Raw genomic sequence first — 24,143 nt, 5'->3', positions numbered from 1 at the left:
CCGGGTCTGCTCAGGACTCGGCGCTCAGCAGCATGAACAACACCATTGCCGCCACCGGCACGCCGAACACCCCGCTGCCAAGCGCTATTTACGAACCCAGCGGCCGCCCGCATGAACTACGCCGACTGCGCCATTGATCAGGGTCATCGCAAGCCATAGCGCTGCGAAGCGGTAGGCCATGGTCTGGCGGCTGAAGCCAATGGGGTCGCCGATGTAAAGCATCAGTGCGAGCAGGACCAGGCCGGAGAAAGTGATGATGGTGATGTGCATGGCAGTTTTGGCCTGGTGAATGGGTGTTGCCTGCTCGGCCGCCTTCGCGAGCAGGCTCGCTCCTACAATGGATCTCGGCTGGACATGAATTTCATGTTCACAGGAGAACTCTGTGGGAGCGAGCCTGCTCGCGAAGGGGCCAACTCGGTGTCACTTTGAGCATCGCCAATCCAGCGAGGCTGAAGCGCAGGAAAAAATGTGAAACGTTTCAGCAATTGGTCCAACCCGAGGTCGGCGTCGCGCCGCTTGGGCGTATGCTGGGCGGGTTGTTCAGAATTGGATATGAAGGCCGGACGTTGCGGCAGAACCTGGGGCTCGCCCGACCTGTAAACCGCTTCGCATGATTGGTAGAGCTTTTGTGGCGAGGGGATTCATCCCCGTTCGGCTGCGAAGCAGTCGTAAAACCAGCGCACTCGGTACAGTTGATTCACCGAGGTTTCAGGTTTTGGGGCGGCTTCGCCACCCATCGGGGATAAATCCCCTCGCCACATAGTTTGGTTTCACCCTCAATCTGCTGTTAATCAAACAAGAGAGGATTCGATGACTTACACCGCTGCCGAAAATCGCTACGACTCCATTCCCTACCGCCGCGTCGGCCGCAGCGGTCTGGTGCTGCCGGCATTGTCGCTGGGCCTGTGGCACAACTTTGGCGACAGCACTCCGATCGAGACCCAGCGTGCCTTGCTGCGCACCGCGTTCGATCTGGGCATCAACCATTTCGATCTGGCCAACAACTACGGCCCGCCATACGGCAGCGCCGAGATCAATTTCGGTCGCCTGCTGCGTGAAGACTTCAAGCAGTATCGCGACGAGCTGATCATCTCGAGCAAGGCCGGTTGGGACATGTGGCCCGGCCCGTACGGCCAGGGCGGTGGCTCGCGCAAATACGTGCTGGCCAGCCTCGACCAGAGCCTGCAACGCCTCGGCCTGGACTATGTGGACATCTTCTATTCGCACCGCTTCGACCCGGACACTCCGCTGGAAGAAACCGCCAGCGCCCTCGCCACCGCCGTGCAGCAGGGCAAGGCTTTGTACATCGGCATCTCGTCCTACTCAGGGGTGAAAACCCGAGAAATGGCCGCGCTGCTGAAAGAGTGGAAAGTGCCGCTGCTGATTCATCAGCCGGCGTACAACCTGCTCAATCGCTGGGTGGAAAAGGATCTGCTCGATACCACCGATGAGCTCGGCACGGGCGTCATCGCCTTCACGCCGCTGGCGCAGGGTTTGCTCACTGACAAATATCTCAACGGAGTGCCGGCCGATGCGCGAGTCAATCGCCCGGGCGGCGGCTCGCTGCAGGCTTCGCACTTGTCCGAGGCCAACATCGCTCACGTGCGAGCGTTGAACGAAATCGCCCAGCGTCGCGGGCAGAGCCTGGCGCAACTGGCACTGGCGTGGACCCTGCGTGATCCACGAGTGACCTCGGCACTGATCGGCGCGAGCCGGCCGGAGCAGATCATCGAGAACGTCGGCGCGCTGAAGAATCTGCATTTCAGTGCTGAAGAGCTGGCGGAGATTGACCGGTTTGCCCAAGAGGGCGGGATCAATCTGTGGGAGAAGCCTTCGACAGCCGAATAAGCCGCTGAGAGGATCGTTCCCACGCTCTGCGTGGGAATGCCGCCCGGGACGCTCTGCGTCCCATCTAAAGCCGAACGCGGAGCGTCCGTTGATGCATTCCCACGCAGAGCGAGGGAACGATCATCAGCTATCACTTGAAGAACGGCACATCCCCCAACACCGTCGCCCGCTGCATCACCCGCCGCGCCGGTCGGTAATCGTCCACCGCGTAATGCTGCGTCACGCGGTTGTCCCAGAAGGCAATATCGTCTTTCTGCCAGCGCCAGCGAATGGTGAACTCCGGCCGGGTCGCGTGGGCGAACAGAAACTTCAGAATCGCCTCACTCTCGGTTTCGGACAGTTCGTTGATCTTCGAAGTGAACCCTTCACTGACGAACAGCGAGCGCCGGCCGCTGACCGGATGCGTACGAATCACCGGGTGCGACAGCGGTGGATTCTTGCGCCGTGCTTCTTCCCACTGCGCCAGCGCTTCAGGCGTGTTGCCGTAGCGCTCGAGGGGAAACGAACGAGTGAAATCGTGGGTGGCGGTCAGACCTTCGAGCAGGGTTTTCATCGGCGCCGACAACGCTTCATATGCCGCGATTCCGCTGGCCCACAACGTGTCGCCACCGAACTCCGGCAGCAACTTGGCGCTGAGCACCGCGCCCATTGCCGGCGTCGGCAGGAAGGTCACGTCGGTGTGCCAGATCGCGTTATCGCGCACGTCGGTGACGGCGGTGTCGAGGATCAGTACTTCCGGTTGTTCCGGCACGTTCGGGTAGATCGGATGAATGTGCAGGTCGCCGAAATAATGCGCGAAGCGTGCCTGTTGCGCTGGCTCGATCGGCTGGTTGCGGAAGAACAGCACCTGATACTTGAGCAACGCCTGTTCGATGGCGTCGCGGTGTTCCAGGCTCAGCGGCTGGCTGATGTCGACGCCACTGATCTGCGCGCCGAGGGCCGAGCTTAATGGGGTGATGCTGAGGGTGCTCATGGTCGTTCTCTTCGAATTCGGAGTGTCATGCTTTTGTGGGAGCGAGCCTGCTCGCGAATGCAGAGTGTCAGGCGACAGTGCAGTGACTGATCTGACGCTTTCGCGAGCAGGCTCGCTCCCACAGGGGGAATTTTCACAAAGCGATTTAGTGCGTCTGGCCGTGCCACGGCACCAGTCTGCGCTGCAACGCGCGCAGGCCCATTTCCATGGCGAAGGCGATCAGGGCGATGACCAGAATTCCCAGCACCACCACATCGGTGACCAGAAACTGCGCGGCCGACTGCACCATGAAACCCAAGCCACTGGTGGCCGCGATCAGTTCAGCGGCGACCAGGGTCGACCAGCCGACGCCCAGACCAATACGCACGCCAGTGAGAATGTCCGGCAGAGCGCTCGGAAAAATCACATGGCGAATCAACTGCGAGCGCGTCGCGCCCAACGACTGCGCCGCGCGCAGTTTTGCCGGGTCGACGGTACGCACACCCGTCGCGGTGGCGATGGCAATCGGCGCAAAAATCGCCAGATAGATCAGCAGCACTTTCGACAACTCGCCGATGCCGCACCAGATCACGATCAGCGGCAGATACGCCAGCGGCGGGATCGGGCGATAGAACTCGATCAGTGGATCGAGCACACCACGGGCGATGCGGTTGGCGCCGATGGCAATGCCCACCGGCACGGCGGTGAGAATCGCAAAAGCGAGACCCAGGCCGATGCGGCTAAGGCTCGCGCCCAAGTGCTGCCACAGCGTCGAATCCATGTATCCCGAGGTCGCGAGCAACCAGCCTTTTTGCAGCACGGCAGCAGGCGGTGGCAAGAACAACGGTTCGATCAGGCCGGTCGCGGTCACCGCCCACCAGACCGCCAACAGGCCGAACAGGGTCAGCAGGCTGATCCAGCGAGTGCTGAGGCTGCGGCGCACCGGGATGCTCACCGAAGGTGTTTTCACCGCCGCAGCGGAAACGTCGTAACTGCTCATGCGCGCTCCTGCCGGGGTACGGCGCTGCGTTGCGAGAAGACTTTGCTCAGCACGTGCTCGCGGGTTTCGATAAAACGCGGATCGGACTTGATCGCGCGGGCCGACTCGCCAGCGGCATAGCGCTGACCAAAATCCAATTGCAGGCGCTCGACGATCTGCCCCGGATTCGGTGCCAGCAGAATCAGGTCCGTGGCGAGGAACACCGCTTCTTCAATGTCGTGGGTAATCAGAAAAACCGGTTTGGCAGTGCGTTGCCAGACTTGCAGCAACAGCTCCTGCATCTGCTCGCGAGTGAATGCATCAAGCGCACCGAACGGCTCGTCCATCAGCAACACGCGCGGGTCGGCGGCGAGGGCGCGGGCGAGGCCGACGCGTTGTTTCTGGCCACCGGACAATTGCCAGATGCGCCGCTCTTCGAAATCGGCGAGATCGACCAGCGCGAGCATTTCCCGGGCGCGCTGTTCGCGTTTGTCCTTGCCGACACCGGCCAGTTCAAGGCCGAAGGCGACGTTGGCCAGCACGTCCTGCCAGGGCAGTAAAGCGTCGTCCTGAAACACCACGCCACGTTCGGCGCTCGGGCCTTTGACTGGCACGCCGTCAAGGGTGATGCGTCCTGCACTCGGTTCGACGAAGCCGGCAATCAGGTTCAACAGCGAAGTCTTGCCACTGCCGGACGGGCCGAGGGCGACCAGCAATTGCTGCGGCCCCAGGGTCAGAGAAATATCCGCCAGCACCGGCTCCGGGCTGCCCGGGTACTGTGCGCTGATGCGCTCCAGCTGTAGCAAGGCCATCGCTGTATCTCCCGATCAGTTGGTGATGTATTTGGCGCTGACGTAAGGCGCGTAGTCCGGCAGGACGGCGTCGACCTTGCCTTGCTCCTTGAGGAACGCGGCGGTGTCAGTGATGGCTTTGGTGGTCGGCGCGCCGAGGTCACTGACCTGATCCGCCGCCAGCGGGTAGACGTTGCCCTGCAGCAGCAATGGGATGTCGCTGGCTTTGGCGCCAGACAGCTTCACCAGTTTGTCGACGTTGCTCTGGTTGGCCAGCCAGGCCTGCGGATCCTTGCGGTAAGCGGCGTAGGCGTCGAGGGTGACCTTGGCGAACGCGGTGACGATTTCCGGGTGCTTTTCGGCGAAGTCTTTGCGAACGATCCAAGCATCGAACGTAGGCGCGCCGAACTTGGCCAGCTCGCCGGAGGTGATCAGCACTTTGCCGTTTTCCTTGGCCACGCCCAGTGCCGGATCCCACACGTAAGTGGCGTCGATGTCGCCGCGTTTCCACGCGGCGATGATGGCTGGCGGCGCGAGGTTGAGCACGGTGACTTTCGACGGGTCGATGTTCCAGTGCTTGAGCGCGGCGAGCAGGCTGTAGTGCCCGGTGGACACGAACGGCACGGCGATTTTCTTGCCGATCAGATCCTGCGGAGTCTTGATGCCGGAGCCGTCGCGCGCGACCAGTGCCTCAGCGGCGCCGATCTGCGTGGCAATCAGGAAGGTTTCGACCGGCACTTTGCGGGTGATCGCGGCGGTCAACGGACTCGAACCGAGATAGCCGATCTGCACATCGCCGGACGCGATGGCGGCGATGATATCGGCACCGTTATCGAATTTGCGCCAACTGATGTCAGCCTTGGTGGCTTTCTCGTAGGCGCCGTCGGCCTGCGCGACTTTGGCCGGGTCGACGGTGGTCTGGTAGGCGACGGTGAGATCGGCCGCCTGGGCCAGGAAGCTTGCAGCGGCCAGTGAGGCGGCGGCGAGCAGGCGAAGCGGGGAATTCAGTTTCAATTGAGAGCTCCAGATCAGGCGACCGAATGTCGGCGTGAGTGGAGACTAAATGATCTAAGAATCCCGAAATAAATAACTTTTTCGAATGAGCTTATGAGCGGAAAAATCTAAGGATAGGAGAGGGTGTGGGGATTTCGGATGATTCGTTCGACGTGAGAACTTTGCCCCCTCACCCCAGCCCTCTCCCCCAAGGGGGCGAGGGGGAAAGGGAGCTGATCTTCATGCTTTTCAAGGCCTGAGTTCGGCCCGGTATTTCAGGTCGGTGTAGCTCGCAAGAACAACGCGGTCAGTCCCCTCTCCCTTTGGGAGAGGGTTAGGGTGAGGGGCTTTTAATTGCTGATGGCGAGGATGCTCGCCTGATACGCGCCGACAAACACATCGAAATCGCCGACTTCGTTCTGCTCAAGCTCGGTCTGCTGCGCCAGCGACGCGCGCGCCAGTTCTTCAAACTTCGCTTGCTCGTCAGCCGCCAACGGCTCGCTGCGGAAGAACTCGGCGTGGGTCTGGCTCTGGCGCAGGGAGAATTGGGCAAAGCTTTCCTTGTGCTCGGCCATGGCCGCCAGCACCTGCGCCGATGGTGTCAGCGACGGGTCGTTGACCTTGGCCAGTTGCGCATCCAGGGCCTTGCTGTGGGCATCGCCGCCGACGCTCTGGTCGAGCATCGCCGCCAGCGGAGCAATCTGTTCCAGCAGTTCGGCCGCCCATTGCTTCATCTCGACCGGCTGACCGTCACGCTGCAATTGCAGGCCCGGACGGCGACCTTCCTTGACCACGCTGAGGAAGTTCGAGGTGGCGTTGCCGCACGAAGTGTTGGTCAGCAGCGGGCTGTCGTTCAGCGCGCAGTACAGCAGGAAGGCGTCGATGAAGCGCGATTCGGTGAGGTCGATGCCCATCGGCAGGAACGGGTTGATGTCCAGGCAGCGCACTTCGACGTACTGGATGCCGCGCGCCATCAACGCCTGGATCGGCCGCTCGCCGGTGTAGGTCACGCGTTTCGGGCGGATGTTGGAGTAGTACTCGTTTTCGATCTGCAGGATGTTGGTGTTGAGCTGCACCCACTCGCCATCCTTGTGCGTGCCGACTTCTACATACGGCGCATACGGCGTGGCCACCGCTTCGCGCAGGCTGTCGGTGTAGCTCGCCAGGTCGTTGTAGCACGGCGTCAGGCCGGCCTGAGCGTTGCTCTGATAACCGAGATCGCTCATGCGCAGGCTGGTGGCGTACGGCAGATACAGCGTGTCCGGATCGAACTGCTCGAGCTGATGCGAACGCCCGCGCAGGAAGCCGGCGTCCAGCGCCGGCGAGGCACCGAACAGGTACATCAGCAGCCAGCTGTAGCGACGGAAGTTGCGGATCAGCGCGATGTAGGACACCGACTGGAAATCGCGATCGGTGCCGACGAAACCTTCGGCCTCGCGCAGCAATGGCCAGAGTTGTTCCGGCAGGGAAAAGTTGTAGTGAATACCGGCAATGCACTGCATGGTCTTGCCGTAACGCAGGGCCAGGCCCTTGCGATAGACGTACTTGAGCTGACCGATGTTGGAGGTGCCGTAATAGGCAATCGGGATGTCTTCCTCGGCCGGCAGCGGGCACGGCATCGATGGACTCCACAGGTACTCGTTGCCGAGTTTGCTGTAGGCAAAACGATGAATCTTGTCCAGGCTCGCCAGCGTGTCGGCAGGATCCGGCAGGGCTGGCGTAATGAATTCCAGCAGCGACTCGGAGTAGTCGGTGGTGATCTGTTCGTTGGTCAGCGCGGAACCCAGGGCTTCGGGGTGCGGCGTTTGCGCCAGGCGACCTTCACTGGTCACGCGCAGGCATTCACGTTCGATACCGTGCAGGCACTGCTTGAGCAGAGAGAGGTTAGCGCGCTCGCCGAGCAGAGCCAGGCGGCGGTTGAGAAGTTCGCTCAATTTGGATTCCTTCACGCGTCAGTCGCCCCAATATGGGGGTGGGCAAGACGGTCTACAAGGGTGAAGTTGAAACTGGCGTTATCGCCTGGTTTTTCGGGCCTGTCAGCCCCCGTTGAATCGCCAACTTCATTCCCTGAATCTGGCGGATGCACGCGAACTGTGGGAGCGAGCTTGCTCGCGAAGGCGGAGTGTCAGGCGACTTGAGGCTGACTGAAATGCCCTCTTCGCGAGCAAGCTCGCTCCCACAGAAAAGCTCGACGCTGCGATCACAGCGCCGAAATTAACTCAAAATGATGAGCAACATCTACAGGACAGCGAAGGTGCCTTGCGCTTTTGCGACCAGTTTGTCGCCCTGCATCACCTCGGCTTCGACCACCAGCGTGCGCCGGCCCGGGTGGATCACCCGCGCCGTGCACAGCACCTCGCCCTCGGAAACGGCGCGGATGTAGTTGATCTTGCATTCGATGGTCGCGCTCTGCTGATCGAAGCCATGGCTGCTGGAACAAGCCAGGCCCATGGCAATGTCGACCAGACTGAACAGCGCGCCGCCGTGCAGTTTGCCGCCGCGGTTGCGCAGTTCGGGCTCAAGCGCCAGGGCGACCTGCGCCACCCCGGTTTCGAGACTGTGCAGGCGACAGCCCAACAGCTTGAAAAACGCGCTCTCGACGAGCCCGGCCGGCATGTCCATCAGCGTTTCTTCAACTGCTTGGCGTTGGCGAACAGCGAGGCCATCGCATTGTTCACCGGCGCGGCGGTGGCGGTTTCTTTGCGCGGCGCGTTGCCCGAAGACTGGCGCGGTGCCGAGCCCGGACGCGAGCCACGCGCACCGTCGATTTTCTCGCCGGGAGTGTCACTCATGCGCATCGACAGGCCGACGCGTTTGCGCGGGATATCGACTTCCATGACCTTCACTTTCACCACGTCACCGGCCTTGACTGCTTCGCGCGGGTCCTTGATGAACTTCTCCGACAGCGCCGAGATGTGCACCAGACCATCCTGATGCACGCCTATGTCGACGAACGCACCGAACGCCGTCACGTTGGTCACCACGCCTTCAAGGATCATCCCCAGTTGCAGATCCTTGAGGTCCTCGACGCCTTCCTGGAACTCGGCGGTCTTGAACTCCGGGCGCGGATCGCGACCGGGTTTTTCCAGTTCTTGCAGGATGTCGGTGACGGTCGGCAGACCGAAGGTTTCGTCGGTAAATTTCTTCGGATCCAGTCGCTTTAGGAAAGCGGCATCGCCGATCAGCGAGCGAATGTCGCGGTCGGTTTCAGCGGCAATGCGCTGCACCAGCGGATAGGCTTCCGGGTGCACCGCCGACGAATCCAGCGGGTTGTCGCCGTTCATCACGCGCAAGAAGCCGGCGGCCTGTTCGAAGGTTTTTTCGCCCAGTCGCGCAACTTTCTTCAGCGCTGCACGGGTCTTGAACGCGCCGTGTTCGTCACGGTGAGCGACGATGTTCTGCGCCAGCGTTGCGTTGAGGCCGGAGATCCGCGCCAGCAATGCCACGGAGGCGGTGTTCACATCCACGCCCACGGCGTTCACGCAATCCTCGACCACGGCATCCAGGCCGCGCGCCAGTTTCAGCTGCGAGACGTCGTGCTGGTACTGGCCGACACCGATGGATTTCGGATCGATCTTCACCAGCTCGGCCAGCGGATCCTGCAGGCGACGGGCGATCGACACGGCGCCGCGGATCGACACGTCCAGATCCGGGAATTCCTTGGCCGCCAGTTCCGAGGCCGAGTACACCGAGGCGCCGGCTTCGGACACCATGACCTTGGTCATTTTCATCGCTGGATATTTTTTGATCAGCTCGATCGCCAGCTTGTCGGTCTCGCGGCTGGCAGTGCCGTTACCGATGGCGATCAGGTCCACCGAGTGCTTGGCGCACAGCGCGGCGAGAATGGCGATGGTTTGATCCCATTTGTTGTGCGGCACGTGCGGGTAAACCGTGGCGTGGTCGAGCAGCTTGCCGGTGGAGTCGACTACGGCAACCTTGCAGCCGGTACGCAGGCCCGGGTCGAGGCCCAGGGTCGCGCGCGGGCCGGCCGGAGCGGCCAGCAGCAGGTCGTGCAGGTTGTGTGCGAACACGTTGATCGCTTCGGTTTCGGCGCCATCGCGCAGCTCGCCCAGCAGGTCGGTTTCCAGGTGGGTGTAGAGCTTGACCTTCCAGGTCCAGCGCACCACTTCACCGAGCCATTTGTCCGCCGGGCGGTTCTGGTTCTGGATGCCGAACTGCTGGCCGATCATGCCTTCGCACGGGTGCATCGTGCCGGGCAGCTCATCGCCGACTTTCAGAGCGGAGCTGAGAATGCCTTCGTTGCGGCCACGGAAAATCGCCAGGGCGCGGTGCGACGGCATGCTTTTCAGCGGCTCGTCGTGTTCGAAATAATCACGGAACTTGGCGCCTTCCTCTTCCTTGCCAGCGATGACGCGGGCACTGAGGATCGCTTCCTGTTTGAGGAAATTACGCAGTTTTTCCAACAGGCTGGCGTCTTCGGCGAAGCGCTCCATGAGGATGTACTTGGCGCCTTCCAGCGCAGCCTTTACATCGGCCACGCCTTTTTCGGCGTCGACGAAGCGCGCGGCTTCGGTTTCCGGCGACAGGTTCGGGTCGTTGAACAAGCCGTCGGCCAGTTCGCCGAGGCCGGCTTCGAGGGCGATCTGGCCCTTGGTGCGGCGCTTCTGCTTGTACGGCAGGTACAAGTCTTCGAGACGGGTCTTGGTGTCGGCGAGCTTGATGTCGCGCTCAAGGGCAGGGGTGAGTTTGCCTTGCTCCTCGATGCTGGCGAGGATGCTGATGCGCCGTTCGTCGAGTTCTCGCAGGTAGCGCAGGCGCTCTTCCAGATGACGCAACTGGGTGTCATCGAGGCTGCCGGTGACTTCTTTCCGGTAACGGGCGATAAAGGGAACGGTAGAACCTTCATCGAGTAGCGCGACGGCCGCTTCGACCTGTTGTGGGCGTACGCCGAGTTCCTCGGCGATGCGGCTGTTGATGCTGTCCATAAAACCACCTGACATAGTATGAAAGCAGGCTCGCAGGCACGCAGATAATGGCCTGGAGGCTGATTGAGCGGCTGGAAAATTGCCGCTGCCTGGATCAAGAAGCTGCCCATTGACCCGTGAAATCGAACAGTTACTGCACAGGGCCGGAAAAAATACCGGCCACTTACGGTAACGATTCAGACGTTGCCTGGCGCAAAACGCCGCGCATTATAACCAGCGTTCTGTCATTCGGGGGCGTTGCAGGCTGTAGGCATAAACCCCGGTTTTCTGGCAGTGAAGGAAAAATCTGCTAACAATGCACACGGTGCGTATAACGACAGCTACGCCATAATGCGCGCCGAGCTAAAAGGAGCATCCAATGAGCAGCACTGCACAAACGGCTGAAGGCGAAAAAATTCTTATCGTTGATGACGATCCGGGGCTGAGCAGCCTGCTGGAGCGTTTCTTCGTCAGCAAGGGCTACCGTGCCCGTACCGTTCCGAACACCGAGCAGATGGACCGTCTGCTGGCGCGTGAAGTGTTCAATCTGGTCGTTCTCGACCTGATGCTGCCGGGCGAAGACGGCCTGACCGCGTGCCGCCGTCTGCGCAGCGCGAATAACCAGATTCCGATCATCATGCTCACCGCCAAGGGCGATGAGCTGAGCCGTATCAAGGGGCTTGAACTGGGCGCCGACGATTACCTGGCCAAGCCGTTCAACCCCGACGAGCTGATGGCGCGGGTCAAAGCGGTGTTGCGCCGTCAGGCCGCACCGGTTCCGGGCGCGCCGGGCAGTGAAGACGAAAACGTCACCTTCGGTGATTACGTGTTGTCGCTGGCGACCCGCGAGCTCAAGCGTGGCGATGAAGTGCACATGCTCACCACCGGTGAGTTCGCGGTACTCAAGGCGCTGGTGATGAACGCGCGTCAGCCGCTGACCCGCGACAAGCTGATGAACCTCGCCCGTGGTCGTGAATGGGATGCGCTGGAGCGTTCCATCGACGTGCAGATCTCGCGTCTGCGCCGGATGATCGAACCCGATCCGTCGAAACCGCGCTACATCCAGACCGTCTGGGGCGTGGGTTACGTGTTCGTACCGGATGGCACCGCCACCAAGTGATCGGTGATTTGTAGGAGCGGGTCTGCAAGGCTCTGGTCGCACGGCCATTGCCACAGACTCGCAATCCGCAATATGCGAGCATTGCTCGCTCCTGCAAGTGTGTAGCGGTTAAAGATGAAAACCCCCGTCTGGTTCCCCCAAAGTTTTTTCTCCCGCACCCTCTGGCTGGTGCTGATCGTCGTGCTGTTTTCCAAGGCGCTGACCCTGGTTTATCTGTTGATGAACGAGGACGTGCTGGTGGACCGCCAATACAGCCATGGTGTCGCTCTGACGCTGCGCGCCTATTGGGCCGCCGACGAAGAGAACCGCGCAAAAATTGCCGATGCCGCGACCCTGATTCGTGTGGTCGGCGCCGGTGTGCCGGAAGGCGAGCAGCACTGGCCGTACAGCGAAATCTACCAACGTCAGATGCAGGCGGAACTGGGTGCCGACACCGAGGTGCGTTTGCGCATGCACTCGCCGCCGGCACTGTGGGTGAGGGCGCCGAGTCTGGGCGATGGCTGGCTGAAAGTGCCGTTGTATCCGCATCCGCTGCGCGGCCAGAAAATCTGGAACGTGCTCGGCTGGTTCCTCGCCATCGGCCTGTTGTCGACGGCATCGGCATGGATCTTCGTCAGCCAGCTCAACCAGCCGTTGAAGCGCCTGGTGTATGCCGCGCGGCAACTCGGCCAGGGCCGCAGCGTGCGTTTGCCGATCAGCGACACGCCGAGCGAAATGACCGAGGTTTATCGCGCCTTCAACCAGATGGCCGAGGACGTCGAACAGGCCGGGCGTGAGCGCGAGCTGATGCTGGCGGGGGTTTCTCACGACTTGCGTACACCGCTGACGCGCTTGCGCCTGTCGCTGGAACTGATGGGCGATCACACCGACCTCACCGACGACATGGTCCGCGACATCGAAGACATGGACGCGATTCTCGACCAGTTCCTCGCGTTCATCCGCGATGGTCGTGATGAGTCAGTGGAGGAGGTCGACCTCAGCGATCTGGTGCGCGAAGTCGCCGCGCCGTACAACCAGAACGAAGAGAAAGTGCGCCTGCGCCTGGAACCGATCCAGCCGTTTCCGCTGCGTCGAGTGTCGATGAAACGCCTGCTCAACAACCTGATCGGCAACGCCTTGAACCATGCCGGCACCGGTGTTGAGGTCGCGGCTTATGTGTCCGGAGATACCAGCGCGCCGTATGTGGTTCTGAGCGTGATGGACCGTGGCGCGGGGATTGATCCGTCCGAGCTTGAGGCAATCTTCAATCCGTTTACCCGAGGTGATCGGGCTCGCGGTGGCAAAGGCACCGGGCTGGGGCTGGCGATCGTGAAAAGGATTGCGGCGATGCATGGCGGCAATGTCGAATTGCGCAACCGCTCCGGGGGGGGACTGGAGGCGCGGGTGAGATTGCCGTTGGGATTGATGTTGCCGAGAGATGCGGTGTAACGGCGGAAAAAAAGATCGCAGCCTGCGGCAGCTCCTACACGAAATGCATTCCCCTGTAAGAGCTGCCGAAGGCTGCGATCTTTTGCTTTTAACCTTTGCCCTTGGTGCGAGTCATATTCGGCCCGCCATTCTTTTCCAGATGCTCGATGATGATCCCGGCGACATTCTTGCCAGTGGTGGTTTCGATGCCTTCCAGTCCCGGCGACGAGTTCACTTCCATCACCAGCGGCCCGTGATTCGAGCGCAGGATATCCACACCTGCCACCGCCAGCCCCATGACCTTGGCCGCGCGCAATGCGGTCATGCGCTCTTCCGGTGTGATCTTGATCAGGCTGGCGCTGCCGCCGCGATGCAGGTTGGAACGAAATTCCCCCGGTTTGGCCTGGCGCTTCATTGCCGCGATCACCTTGTCGCCGACCACGAAGCAGCGGATATCCGCGCCGCCGGCTTCCTTGATGTATTCCTGAACCATGATGTTCTGCTTCAGGCCCATGAATGCCTCGATCACCGACTCTGCCGCCGTCGCGGTTTCGCACAGCACCACGCCGATGCCCTGAGTGCCTTCCAGTACCTTGATCACCAGCGGTGCGCCGTTGACCATGGCGATCAGGTCGGGAATATCGTCCGGCGAGTGGGCAAAACCGGTGACCGGCAAACCGATGCCGCGCCGCGACAGCAGCTGCAGTGAACGCAATTTGTCCCGCGAACGGGCAATGGCCACCGACTCGTTGAGCGGGAACACGCCCATCATTTCGAACTGACGCAACACCGCGCAGCCGTAGAACGTCACCGACGCGCCGATCCGCGGGATCACCGCGTCGAAACCTTCCAGCGGTTTGCCGCGGTAGTGGATCTGCGGCTTGTGGCTGGCAATGTTCATGTAGGCGCGCAAGGTGTCGATCACCACCATTTCATGCCCGCGCTCGATTCCGGCTTCGACCAGACGGCGGGTGGAATACAGACGCGGATTACGCGACAGCACAGCGATCTTCATGCAACACCTGTGGAGGAGGTAGATACCGGGAACACCGGCTTGTCTTGTACATATTTGATGCCCGGATTGACCACCAACTGGCCATCGATCAGGGCTTTGGAACCGAGCAACAGGCGATAGCGCATGGACTTGCGGCAGGCGAGGGTGAACTCCACCGGCCAGACCCGATCGCCCAGGGCCAGCGTGGTGCTGATCACATAGCGCACTTGCGCATGGCCGTTGGAGCTCTTGATGGTTTTGCGCGTGACCAGTGGCGCTTCGCAGCGCCGGTGACGCAACTGCACCACGGTGCCGAGATGCGCGGTAAAGCGCACCCATTTCTCGCCGTCGCGTTCGAACGGTTCGATATCGGTGGCGTGCAGGCTGGAGGTGCTGGCGCCGGTGTCGATTTTTGCGCGCAGGCCCGCGACTCCCAGGCCCGGGAGCGCCACCCACTCGCGCAGACCGACAACGGTCAAATGATCAAATGTCTTCAAAGAAAAAAACCAAGGGTTAACGCTTCCAGGCCTCGTCCGGCACCTGGGCCAACGCTTTGAATGCAGGTCTGGCGAACCAGTAGCCCTGCATCAGGAATATTCCACAGTCCGCGAGGAAATCCCGTTCTCCGGCGCTTTCTATGCCTTCGGCAATGACTGTAACGTCCAACTCCGTACACATTGTGACAATCCCCCGTACGATCACCTGACGGACACGGTCCTGGTCAACATCGCGGATCAGCGCCATGTCGAGTTTGATCAGGTCCGGTTGGAAATCAGCCAGCAGATTGAGCCCCGAATAACCGGCACCGAAATCGTCGATGGCGGTCTTGAAGCCGAATTCGCGGTATTCACGCAGAATATTGGTCAAATGGCGATAATTATCTACGTGCTCGATTTCCAGGGTTTCGAAAATCAGTCGGTCGATCGGAAAGTTGTGTTTGCGTGCGGCCTCCAGTGTGCTGCGAATGCATAGCTCTGGACGGTAGACGGCGTTGGGCAAAAAGTTGATCGACAAGTGTGTCTGCATATTAAGGCTCGCCGCGCCTTCGATGGCGCGGGTCCGGTAGAGCTGGTCGAAACGGTAGCGGTTGTCTTCTGTAACCTGATTTAACACCGACAGTGCACCTTCCCCGGCCACGCCTCTTACCAGCGCTTCGTGGGCAAATACCGATTGATCGCGCAGGTCGACAATCGGCTGGTAGGCGAAGGCAAAATCGAAGTCCAGCGGCTCGCTCTGCTGGCAGCCCTGGCAACCGCCCTTGGGTGAGGTCAACGAAGTTGGAAATTTAGTCACGCGGTCACTCCAGGCCGGTCAGGCGGCGAAGATCACAGTCTATCTGGAGGGCCGAGTTCTTGCGCCCGACAGAAACGGTAGTACAGTTCCGACTACTGGCTGAGCGAGGAATTCATATGGGACAGAAGCAGGAGGAGGACGACAAGGTCCGTCTCGATAAATGGCTATGGGCAGCGCGTTTCTACAAGACCCGTGCATTGGCCAAAGCCGCCATTGAAAGTGGCAAGGTGCATTGCCGTGGCGAGCGCTGCAAACCGGGCAAGGAGCCGCGCATCGGTGATGAGTTCGAGATTCGTACCGGCTTCGAAGTGCGCACGGTGAGGGTCGAAGCATTGTCGATCGTGCGTCGTGGCGCGCCCGAGGCGCAGGCCTTGTATGCCGAGACCGAAGCGAGTATTGCCAAGCGTGAAGCAGCTGCGGCGATGCGCAAGGCGGGATCGTTGGGCGTGAGCACCGATGGCAAACCGAGCAAGAAACAGCGGCGGGATCTGTTCAAGTTTCGCGGTAGCAGCAACGAAGATTGAAACGTTGTGCCGGCCTCTTCGCGAGCAGGCTCGCTGCCACATTTGATCAAGTCGTCTGTGGCAGCGAGCCTGCTCGCGAATCGAGTACGACGCGGTATCAGGCGCTACGCACCACACTCATCCGCGACACCATCGGCAGCCTGCCCAGCAACGCGAAAATCGGCGCGGTCAGCTTCAACCAGAGGTTCGACGCGTGCCAGGCGAACGGTGTGTAGTAACCCCAGCCCAACGCCCACACCGCCAGCAGCAAGCCGCCGATGTAGTCGTCCTGACCCCAATGCGCGCCGGCCACCAGACGCGGCAGCATGAACAACACTGCCAGACCCCATACTGTTAGAAATTGTCCGACGGTGCGGCTGAACACGCCCATGAACAATGCCCAGATCAACAGCACTGAGGCATGATCACCGGGGAAACTCTGGCCGGAACGGTCCTTCAGCTCCCAGGTTTTTTCCAGGTGCGGAAAGTAATCGCTGATGTGCACGGCGCCCTCAAGCACCATTGACGGGCTGCTGTGCTGCCAGCCCATGTGATCGGCGAATTTGGAAAACAGCGCGCGGATCACCACCATCAGCAGCAGGATCGAGAAAAAGCCGAAGAACGCGCGACGCACGTCGATCGCCCTGAAGACCCAGTCGCCCTTGATCAGCAGCGTCAGCAGAATCAGTCCGACGACGATGTCGAACGGGCGCAGACTTGCAATTGCCCAGATGTGGAGCCATATCGGGTTGCTGGCCAGCGGCGCATTCAGCGAGCGGAACAGCCACTCGTCGAAAATCACACACAGCATCTGGCCGGTAGGCCATAACCAGAAAGCCAGTAGCGCCAACGGCACTACGTTACACAGAACCAGCCGGCCGAGGTTCCACCTTGATTGGAACAAACCCGGATTGTTCATAAAATGCCTCCCATGGCGAAAAAGCGCCGGCACCAAAAAAAGTGCCAGCAAGCGCAAATTTTCACGTTTTGTAATCATTTTGTCATCACATTCAGATACCCAGACCTATGACCGACCTAGCGGATACCGATTTCACTCAACGCTTCATCTTCGATGACAGCGACACTCGCGGCGAACTGGTAGCGCTGGAGCGCAGCTACGCCGAAGTCCTCGCCAAACACCCGTACCCGGAACCTGTCGCGCAGTTGCTCGGCGAACTGATGGCGGCCGCGTCGTTGCTGGTCGGCACGCTCAAGTTCGATGGCTTGCTGATTTTGCAGGCACGCTCGGAAGGGCCGATTCCGCTGCTGATGATCGAGTGCTCCAGCGAGCGTGAGATCCGTGGCCTGGCGCGTTACAACGCCGAGCAGATCGCCGCAGACGCCACCCTCAGCGATCTGATGCCGAACGGCGTTCTGGCCCTGACCGTCGACCCGACTGTCGGCCAGCGCTATCAGGGCATTGTCGATCTCGACGGCGAAACACTGTCGGACTGTTTCACCAACTATTTCGTCATGTCGCAGCAGGTTGGCACCCGCTTCAAGCTGTTCGCCGACGGTCGTCGTGCGCGCGGCATGCTGCTGCAACAACTCCCCGCCGATCGTTTGAAAGACGAAGAGGATCGCGCCGCCAGCTGGCAGCACCTCACCGCGTTGGCCAGCACTCTGAGCGCCGATGAGCTGCTGAGCCTGGACAACGAAACCGTCCTGCATCGCCTGTACCACGAAGAACAAGTGCGCCTGTTCGATGTGCAGCATTTGCGCTTCAGTTGCAGTTGCTCGCGGGAACGCTCCGGCAATGCGCTGGTCAGTCTTGGGCTGGACGATGCGCTGGCGCTGGCCGCCGAGCAGGGCGGTAAAGTCGAGATCGATTGCCAGTTCTGCAATCAGCAGTACCTGTTCGACGCGGCCGATATTGCTCAATTGTTCGCTGGCGCGGGCGTCGATACGCCGTCAGATACCCGTCACTAAAACGGTTCAGCGCAGGTAAATTCACTGCGGAATGACGGAATATCGCCGTTACGACGGGAGGACCCTACTCTTTTTGGGCTTTTCTGGCATAATCCGGCCCACTTTTTTCGCGGTAGTAGTGCACGACTTTCTACTACAAAACGTTTGGAGCACACTCGGCCACTGGCCGACGGGGAACCTCATGACGCAAGCCAATAACGCCGTGTACACCGATCTGAGTGTTGATGATCTGGTAAAAGAAGCCCTGAATCGCGGTGAAGGCGAGCTTGCCGATACCGGCGCTCTGGTTGTTCGCACCGGTCACCGCACCGGCCGTTCGCCAGTCGACCGTTTCATCGTTGAAGAGCCTTCCACCCAGGCTGCTATCGCCTGGGGCCCGATCAACCGCAAGTTCCCGGCCGACAAGTTCGATGCCCTGTGGGCTCGCGTCGAGGCCTTCAACAACGCGCAAGAGCACTTCGTTTCCCACGTGCATGTAGGCGCGGCGGAAGATCACTACCTAGCCGTGAAAATGACCACGCAGACTGCCTGGCAGAACCTGTTCGGTCGTTGCCTGTTCATCAACCCGGCCCAGTACAACCCGGCTGGCCGTGAAGAATGGCAAGTGCTCAACGTCGCCAACTTCGAGTGCGTGCCTGAGCGTGACGGCACCAACTCCGATGGTTGCGTGATCATCAACTTCGCGCAGAAGAAAGTGCTGATCGCCGGCATGCGTTACGCCGGCGAGATGAAGAAAGCCATGTTCTCGGTGCAGAACTTCCTGCTGCCGGCCGCTGACGTGCTGCCAATGCACTGCGCTGCCAACATCGGCGAAGACGGCGACGTGACCCTGTTCTTCGGTCTGTCGGGCACCGGTAAAACCACCCTCTCGGCCGACGAAAGCCGTTACCTGATCGGTGACGACGAACACGGCTGGGGCGAAGGCGTGGTGTTCAATATCGAAGGCGGTTGCTATGCCAAGTGCATCGACCTCTCCGAGAAGAACGAGCCGGTCATCTGGAAAGCCATCAAGCACGGTGCGGTGCTGGAGAACGTCGTTATCGACGACGCCAAGCACGCCGACTACGCCGATGTCAGCCTGACCCAGAACAGCCGCGCCGCCTACCCGCTGGAGCACGTTGCCAAGCGCTCCGAGAAGAACCTGGGTGGCGAGCCAAACGCGGTGATCTTCCTGACCTGCGACCTGACCGGCGTACTGCCGCCAGTGTCGATCCTCAACGAAGAACAAGCGGCCTACCACTTCCTGTCCGGCTACACCGCACTGGTGGGCTCGACTGAAATGGGTTCGGGCAGCGGCATCAAGTCGACCTTCTCCACCTGCTTCGGCGCACCGTTCTTCCCGCGTCCGGCGGGTGAATACGCCGAACTGCTGATCAAGCGCATCCGCGGTTTCGGCTCCAAGGTCTACCTGGTCAACACCGGCTGGACCGGCGGCGGCTACGGCGTCGGCCAACGCTTCAACATCCCGACCACCCGCGCGGTGATCGCAGCGATCCAGAGCGGCGCGCTGATCGGTGCAGCCACCGAACACCTCGACACCATCAACCTCGACGTGCCTCTGGCCGTCCCGGGCGTCGACACTAACCTGCTCAACCCACGCAACACCTGGGCTGACAAGGCTGCGTACGACGAGGCCGCCAAAGCATTGGCCGGTCTGTTCATCGAGAACTTCAAGAAGTTCGAAGTGAGCGACGCGATCAAGGCGGCTGGGCCGAAGTTGTAAGTAGTGGTTTGCAGTGAATAAAAAACCGCCCTTTGGGGCGGTTTTTTCATGGGCGAAGATTTGGGTAAGCTCATCTCAACGGCGATTCGTCACTTGCCGTGTAGCAGTATTCATTCATTTTTGGCGTGATACGGCCAGAGTAATGCCACTTAACATTACTGCAAAATGATCCTCTAGCTAAGGCCATTGCCGCCGTGCATGCATGACACGCAGCACTTCCACCCGGTCTTTTTTGATTGCGTAGACGATGACGTAGTTGGCGGCCGCAACGATTTCACGTGTTCCGAGGACCCTGCCCTTTCGGTACAAGGTTGGGCGCTGTCTTGCTATTTCCCCTTTTGATTCGAACATTTCATCGAGATCCGCAGCAGCGTCTGGGTTGTCCTGACCGATTCGATCCATTATCCGGTCACGGTCAGCAAGCGCTTCCGGGCGCCAGACCAACTTCATCAGCGCCCTCGTTGACGCAGGGCATCACGCTTGGCGGCGAATATTCGGCGAGCATCTTCATCGCTGATACTTGGCCTTGGATCATCGATGCTGATCTGCACCTGTCGCTTGAACCATTCCTCATAAGCGGCCGCTTCATGGGCTTGTTTCAATGCTTCAGAGCGATCCGGCCGGGCGTAGGTTTTCAGTTGCAACGGGTCATAACCGGAGGCATCCACGTTGAACTGGCTGATGCCCAAGCCCTGCAGATAGGTCACCAGCGTCTCCAGCTTCTTGAACAGGCGCGCCTGACCACTGCGTTGTGCTGTCAGTGCGCATTTACGGCTGCCTTGCCGAATCTCGACCGACCAGCCTCCTGGTTTCGCGACGATGATTGTGCCGCTCACAGAACCGTTTTCGACCAAGCGAAGGAGGGTGCTGTGATCGATGATTTCGGTGCTGGTCATAGATGCGAGCCCTTCGATGAGTAATGGCTCCCATCGTACGCAATCAATAGTAGTTTGCAAAATTTGACTCCTGATGTTGGATACGCCGTGTGCAGCGATGATGTTTCGTTTGTTGCTGGGCCGGGGCTTTCGGACTTGCAGCAGGTCGCAGCCGTCCTGTGTCAGCGGATACAGAGCGTGGGTGATGTGGGTGTCGCTGACCAAAGCAGCGACACCCATGACTATAGGTTCGCACCACCACCTCGTGATAGCCGACAAGGCATCGCGTGAAGTAGGAATGGGACGAACAGAGCGCCAGACGTTGCTACCGATTCTTCAACGCCTTTCAACGCAGATGCTGGTAACCGGAAATATCCAGCAGGCTTGTGGTCAGTCCGGTTGCAGGGCGGTAGATCGTGCCTTTGACTGCTGAAAACGGCACGCCTTTGCTGCCCAGCGAGACATAGCGCTCGCCTTTGTCCAGTTCGGTGAAATAGGTGTATGACTGGCTGTGCATCTTCTTGTAGCGGGCTTCGTCGCTGACGATGGCGCCGGTGAGGCGGCGCAGGTCGGTATCGCTCAGGTTGAGCGTTTTGCTCAGTGGCACGCCCCAGCGCTTGAGGCAGGTTTCCGCCAGATGGCGAACGATGCGGCCGGGCTCGACCAGCGCGTTGAGGTCGCCGCTGCCGCTCGGCTCGCCGCCGAGCGCCGTGGCGTTGCCAGCAAGGGTGGCGTGGCGACCGGCCATTGGATAGATCGAAGTCCTGGTGCCGGTGGCGGTTTGCGGGATCACGCAGCTGAAGCCTTTTGAGCGCTCGTCGCGGGCATAGAAGGCGACGTATTCCTTGACGTTGGATTGAAGTTTGACGCGGTTTTCCTGGAAGTTGCCAGTTCCCGGGACTGGATCAATCGCAAAGATATTCACCGGAATATGTTTGAGGGCAGCGTCCCTGGACATTGCATTGGCAAGCATATGACAACTGATACCGCCACGGCTCCAGCCGAGCAGATTGACGCGCGTCGGAATAACGCCGTCCTTGCGGAAAGTCTTGATGATCTGTTCCTGCAACTTCTGTTGCGTGATACTCCGGTCGCCATAGTTATACTGGCGCCAGAACCAGGAACCTTCCTCTTTTACATCTTCAATAGGAATACCTGCCGCTTTCAGACGGTTATATTCTGCCTCGGTAAGTTGTTTACGCTGCCAATCGCATTTGCCTTTGATGATATTCAACGCGTGCTGCACGTTTTCATCCCAGCCTTTGCCGAACAGCGTGCCGGACAAGCCGTATTCAGAGGTCTTGGTGAACAGGTCGTCGGCTTGCAGATTGCCGCTGCCAGGGCCGTCGACGACGATCCACTCGGCAAATTCGCGTCCGCTGTGGTGTGCAGCGAGCGTAGAAACGATTTCGCCGTCCCAGAAGTTTTTATGTTTGTCATCAAATTTGTTGGAGCCGGTGCCGCAGAAAAAGATTGTTAAAGTTGTCATTTCGTTGCTCTTGCTTATGTATAAGAGCAGTCAAGTTAGTTTTAGGCGGTGTTAAAAATAAAGGGCGTTGTTGTGTCTGCGTTTGTAATGTGAAGTTTGTTATATATATGTGGCTGAGTTTTTCGAAAGTATGTCGAGGCGCTTTGATTGTTAAACGCTTGGTTTTCGCTTCCCATGTATCATTCAGTATCGATTCAACCCCGACCTTTTCTCGACTCGCTGCAATCGCCCGCTAGGCTTTGGGCATGGCAGCAGTCAAAGGAGTGACAGTAAATGCACCACACCCTGGAACAGGTTTTTGGTTATCCACAGTTTCGCCCCGGTCAGGAGGCCGCTGTCAGCGCGGTGCTGGCGGGGCGCTCCGCGGCGGCAATCTTTCCCACCGGCTCCGGCAAATCGCTTTGCTATCAGCTGCCTGCGCTTTTACTGCCACACCTGACATTGGTGGTTTCGCCGTTGCTGGCGTTGATGCAGGATCAACTGGCGTTTCTCAAGCGCCACGGTATCTCCGCAGGCAGTATCGATTCGGCGCAGAGCCGCGAGGATGCCAACGACGTCATGGCCCGTGCGCGTTCGGGGGAATTGAAGATTCTGATGATCTCCGTCGAACGCCTGAAAAATGAGCGCTTCCGCAATTTTCTGCAGCAGGTGCCGATCTCGTTGCTGGTAGTCGACGAGGCGCACTGCATTTCCGAATGGGGCCACAACTTTCGGCCGGACTACCTGAAATTGCCGGACTACCAACGTCAGTTCAACATCCCGCAGGCCTTGCTGCTCACCGCCACGGCGACACCAAAAGTCATCGCCGACATGCAGGCCAAATTCGCCATATCTCCTGACGATGTAGTGACCACCGGTTTCTATCGGCCCAACCTCAACCTGCTGGTCGAGCCTGTACGCGGTCAGGACAAGCGCCGGCGTCTGGTCGAATGGATGAGCGAGCGTCCCGGGCAACCGAGCATTGTCTACGTGACGTTGCAGAAGACCGCCGAGCACATCGCCGAGCATCTTCAACGCAACGGAATTCAGGCCGAGGCATACCACGCAGGTTTGCCCCACGATCAGCGTGAAGACATTCAACGTCGCTTCATGGCCGGGCAGTCCAATTGCATTGTCGCCACCATTGCCTTCGGCATGGGCATCGACAAGAGCGACATCCGTAACGTCGTGCATTTCGATCTGCCCAAATCCATCGAAAACTACAGCCAGGAAATCGGCCGCGCCGGACGCGACGGACAGCCCTCCGACTGCCTGGTACTAGCGAATCGCGACAGCCTCAATGTGCTGGAGAACTTCGTCTACGGCGATACGCCCGAGCGTGATGGCATTCGTTATGTGCTCGATGAACTCAAAGCCTCGGTCCCGGAAGGGCAATGGGAGTTTCTGCTTGGGCCATTGGCGGATCAGAGCAACATTCGCTCGTTGCCGTTGAAGACTCTGCTGGTGCAGCTGGAACTGCGAGGCCTGATCGCGCCGCGCTACGCTTATTACGCTGAATACCGCTTCAAATATCTGCTTGAGCCTGAAGCATTGCTCCAGCGCTTCGAAGGCGAGCGCAGGGATTTCGTTGCGGCGATCATCAGAACGTCCGCGCGAGCGCGCACCTGGGCCACGGTGGATTTCGAGGCGATGTACTCGCAGTATTCTGCCGAGCGCAATCGCGTGGTGACAGCGTTGGATTATTTTCAGGAGAAGGGCTGGGTCGAGCTTGAAAGCAAGCAAATGACCGAGGTCTACAGCCTGCTGCACAGTGATTTCGCCAGCGATGCCCTGAGTGCGGAGCTGCACGAGTATTTCACCCGCCACGAACAGACTGAAGTGGCGCGGATTCACGCCATGCTTGAGGTGTTCGCCACCGAACGCTGCCTGGGTTATCGCCTGGCCGAGTATTTCGGTGACCACAATGCCCCTGAACATTGCGGGCATTGTTCGGTATGTCACGGCCAGATCGCGCGGTTGCCGGAGCCGCCGCCGTTGCCAGCACTTGTGGATAAAAACTTCGCGCAATTGTGTGGTGAATTTATCCACAGGCATGAGCAGCACACAGGCAGCCTTCCGACGGCCGAACGCCTCACACGGTTCCTGTGCGGAATCAGCGTGCCGTTGTTCACCAAACTCAAGGCGCGGGCGATTCCGGGTTTTGCTGCGTTGGAAGAGTATCCCTACGCAAAGGTCCGCGAGTGGGCGGACAGTCACTTGCTCGATTAAGCAGAGAGTCTGTGGGCGCTGCATCCATCCGCTGAATGTCGATCATCACGCTAATAAACTTCAAAAACCGCCGTTGCCTGACTAAGGTTGGAATCTGTCTTCGGGCCACTCACA

At 59.8% G+C, this 24,143-nt stretch carries 21 protein-coding genes and 1 pseudogene; 7 read left to right on the top strand and 15 right to left on the bottom strand.

Annotated elements, in window-relative coordinates:
* Positions 1–10 precede the first annotated feature (10 nt).
* Positions 11–270: pseudogene (locus tag D8U70_RS13620) on the bottom strand (hypothetical protein).
* Positions 271–810: 540 nt separating this feature from the next.
* Here D8U70_RS13620 and mgrA point away from each other — a divergent pair.
* Positions 811–1,848: an L-glyceraldehyde 3-phosphate reductase gene (gene mgrA, locus D8U70_RS13610; RefSeq protein ID WP_076565051.1), complete on the top strand. Its 1,038-nt coding sequence runs from the start codon at positions 811–813 to the stop codon at positions 1,846–1,848.
* A 130-nt stretch (positions 1,849–1,978) separates the two neighbouring features.
* Here mgrA and tauD read toward each other — a convergent pair whose 3' ends face one another.
* The 7 genes from tauD to D8U70_RS13575 form a co-directional block, all read right to left on the bottom strand.
* Positions 1,979–2,821 carry a taurine dioxygenase gene (tauD, locus tag D8U70_RS13605; protein WP_130929082.1) on the bottom strand — a complete coding sequence of 281 codons (843 nt, stop codon included), beginning with the start codon at positions 2,819–2,821 and terminating at the stop codon, positions 1,979–1,981.
* Between the two features lie 145 nt (positions 2,822–2,966).
* Positions 2,967–3,800 carry a taurine ABC transporter permease TauC gene (gene tauC, locus D8U70_RS13600; protein ID WP_130929081.1) on the bottom strand — a complete coding sequence of 278 codons (834 nt, stop codon included), beginning with the start codon at positions 3,798–3,800 and terminating at the stop codon, positions 2,967–2,969.
* Positions 3,797–4,591: a taurine ABC transporter ATP-binding subunit gene (gene tauB / locus D8U70_RS13595; RefSeq protein WP_130929080.1), complete on the bottom strand. Its 795-nt coding sequence runs from the start codon at positions 4,589–4,591 to the stop codon at positions 3,797–3,799. Before tauB ends, tauC begins: the two co-directional genes overlap by 4 nt.
* A gap of 15 nt (positions 4,592–4,606) precedes the next feature.
* The gene (gene tauA, locus D8U70_RS13590; RefSeq protein WP_110644783.1) at positions 4,607–5,584 is read right to left on the bottom strand and encodes a taurine ABC transporter substrate-binding protein; all 978 of its coding nucleotides are present in this window, start codon (positions 5,582–5,584) and stop codon (positions 4,607–4,609) included.
* Between the two features lie 329 nt (positions 5,585–5,913).
* Positions 5,914–7,497 (bottom strand): glutamate--cysteine ligase, encoded by a 1,584-nt coding sequence (gshA, locus tag D8U70_RS13585; protein ID WP_130929079.1) that lies wholly within the window; start codon positions 7,495–7,497, stop codon positions 5,914–5,916.
* A 304-nt stretch (positions 7,498–7,801) separates the two neighbouring features.
* A complete protein-coding gene (locus D8U70_RS13580) occupies positions 7,802–8,185 on the bottom strand; it encodes a PaaI family thioesterase (protein ID WP_071174065.1) in 384 nt (127 codons plus the stop codon).
* Positions 8,185–10,509, bottom strand: coding sequence for a Tex family protein (locus tag D8U70_RS13575; RefSeq protein ID WP_110644785.1), 2,325 nt, complete (start codon positions 10,507–10,509; stop codon positions 8,185–8,187). Before D8U70_RS13575 ends, D8U70_RS13580 begins: the two co-directional genes overlap by 1 nt.
* A gap of 358 nt (positions 10,510–10,867) precedes the next feature.
* On the opposite strand from D8U70_RS13575, the gene ompR reads away from it, so the two are divergent.
* Positions 10,868–11,608, top strand: coding sequence for a two-component system response regulator OmpR (ompR, locus tag D8U70_RS13570; RefSeq protein WP_016772186.1), 741 nt, complete (start codon positions 10,868–10,870; stop codon positions 11,606–11,608).
* 114 nt (positions 11,609–11,722) lie between these two features.
* Positions 11,723–13,036 carry an ATP-binding protein gene (locus tag D8U70_RS13565; RefSeq protein WP_016770645.1) on the top strand — a complete coding sequence of 438 codons (1,314 nt, stop codon included), beginning with the start codon at positions 11,723–11,725 and terminating at the stop codon, positions 13,034–13,036.
* 88 nt (positions 13,037–13,124) lie between these two features.
* On the opposite strand, the gene rimK is transcribed toward D8U70_RS13565, so the two are convergent.
* From rimK to D8U70_RS13550, 3 genes are read right to left on the bottom strand one after another with little or no spacing between them, the layout of a single operon-like run.
* A complete protein-coding gene (rimK, locus tag D8U70_RS13560; protein ID WP_024011184.1) occupies positions 13,125–14,030 on the bottom strand; it encodes a 30S ribosomal protein S6--L-glutamate ligase in 906 nt (301 codons plus the stop codon).
* Positions 14,027–14,488 carry an ATP-dependent zinc protease gene (locus tag D8U70_RS13555; protein ID WP_172667902.1) on the bottom strand — a complete coding sequence of 154 codons (462 nt, stop codon included), beginning with the start codon at positions 14,486–14,488 and terminating at the stop codon, positions 14,027–14,029. Before D8U70_RS13555 ends, rimK begins: the two co-directional genes overlap by 4 nt.
* 34 nt (positions 14,489–14,522) lie before the next feature.
* Entirely contained in the window at positions 14,523–15,302 is a 780-nt protein-coding gene (locus tag D8U70_RS13550) for an EAL domain-containing protein (protein WP_130929078.1), read from the bottom strand.
* 116 nt (positions 15,303–15,418) lie between these two features.
* Here D8U70_RS13550 and D8U70_RS13545 point away from each other — a divergent pair, with 116 nt between their 5' ends.
* Entirely contained in the window at positions 15,419–15,826 is a 408-nt protein-coding gene (locus D8U70_RS13545; protein ID WP_130929077.1) for a S4 domain-containing protein, read from the top strand.
* Between the two features lie 97 nt (positions 15,827–15,923).
* Here the strand turns inward: D8U70_RS13545 and D8U70_RS13540 are convergent, their stop codons facing one another.
* Complete coding sequence (locus D8U70_RS13540; protein ID WP_122751826.1) at positions 15,924–16,724, bottom strand: phosphatase PAP2 family protein; 801 nt, start codon at positions 16,722–16,724, stop codon at positions 15,924–15,926.
* A gap of 107 nt (positions 16,725–16,831) precedes the next feature.
* On the opposite strand from D8U70_RS13540, the gene hslO reads away from it, so the two are divergent.
* Entirely contained in the window at positions 16,832–17,734 is a 903-nt protein-coding gene (hslO, locus tag D8U70_RS13535; protein ID WP_073471522.1) for an Hsp33 family molecular chaperone HslO, read from the top strand.
* 181 nt (positions 17,735–17,915) lie between these two features.
* Positions 17,916–19,457: a phosphoenolpyruvate carboxykinase gene (locus D8U70_RS13530; protein ID WP_016772179.1), complete on the top strand. Its 1,542-nt coding sequence runs from the start codon at positions 17,916–17,918 to the stop codon at positions 19,455–19,457.
* Positions 19,458–19,634: 177 nt separating this feature from the next.
* On the opposite strand, the gene D8U70_RS13525 is transcribed toward D8U70_RS13530, so the two are convergent.
* From D8U70_RS13525 to D8U70_RS13515, 3 genes are all read right to left on the bottom strand, one after another.
* Positions 19,635–19,907 (bottom strand): type II toxin-antitoxin system mRNA interferase toxin, RelE/StbE family, encoded by a 273-nt coding sequence (locus D8U70_RS13525; RefSeq protein ID WP_073471523.1) that lies wholly within the window; start codon positions 19,905–19,907, stop codon positions 19,635–19,637.
* Positions 19,907–20,353, bottom strand: a complete 447-nt coding sequence (locus D8U70_RS13520; protein ID WP_071174073.1) for a hypothetical protein — start codon at positions 20,351–20,353, stop codon at positions 19,907–19,909. Before D8U70_RS13520 ends, D8U70_RS13525 begins: the two co-directional genes overlap by 1 nt.
* Before the next feature lie 325 nt (positions 20,354–20,678).
* Positions 20,679–21,821: a hypothetical protein gene (locus D8U70_RS13515; RefSeq protein WP_130929076.1), complete on the bottom strand. Its 1,143-nt coding sequence runs from the start codon at positions 21,819–21,821 to the stop codon at positions 20,679–20,681.
* 273 nt (positions 21,822–22,094) lie between these two features.
* Between D8U70_RS13515 and D8U70_RS13510 the strand changes: the two genes are divergently transcribed.
* The gene (locus D8U70_RS13510) at positions 22,095–24,029 is read left to right on the top strand and encodes an ATP-dependent DNA helicase RecQ (protein WP_130929075.1); all 1,935 of its coding nucleotides are present in this window, start codon (positions 22,095–22,097) and stop codon (positions 24,027–24,029) included.
* Positions 24,030–24,143 lie beyond the last annotated feature (114 nt).

The organism is Pseudomonas sp. Sample_20, from assembly GCF_004307585.1.
Classification (GTDB): domain Bacteria; phylum Pseudomonadota; class Gammaproteobacteria; order Pseudomonadales; family Pseudomonadaceae; genus Aquipseudomonas; species Aquipseudomonas atacamensis.
The sequence above is the reverse complement of the archived record's forward strand: the minus strand, read 5'-3'. Positions and strand labels throughout refer to the sequence as shown.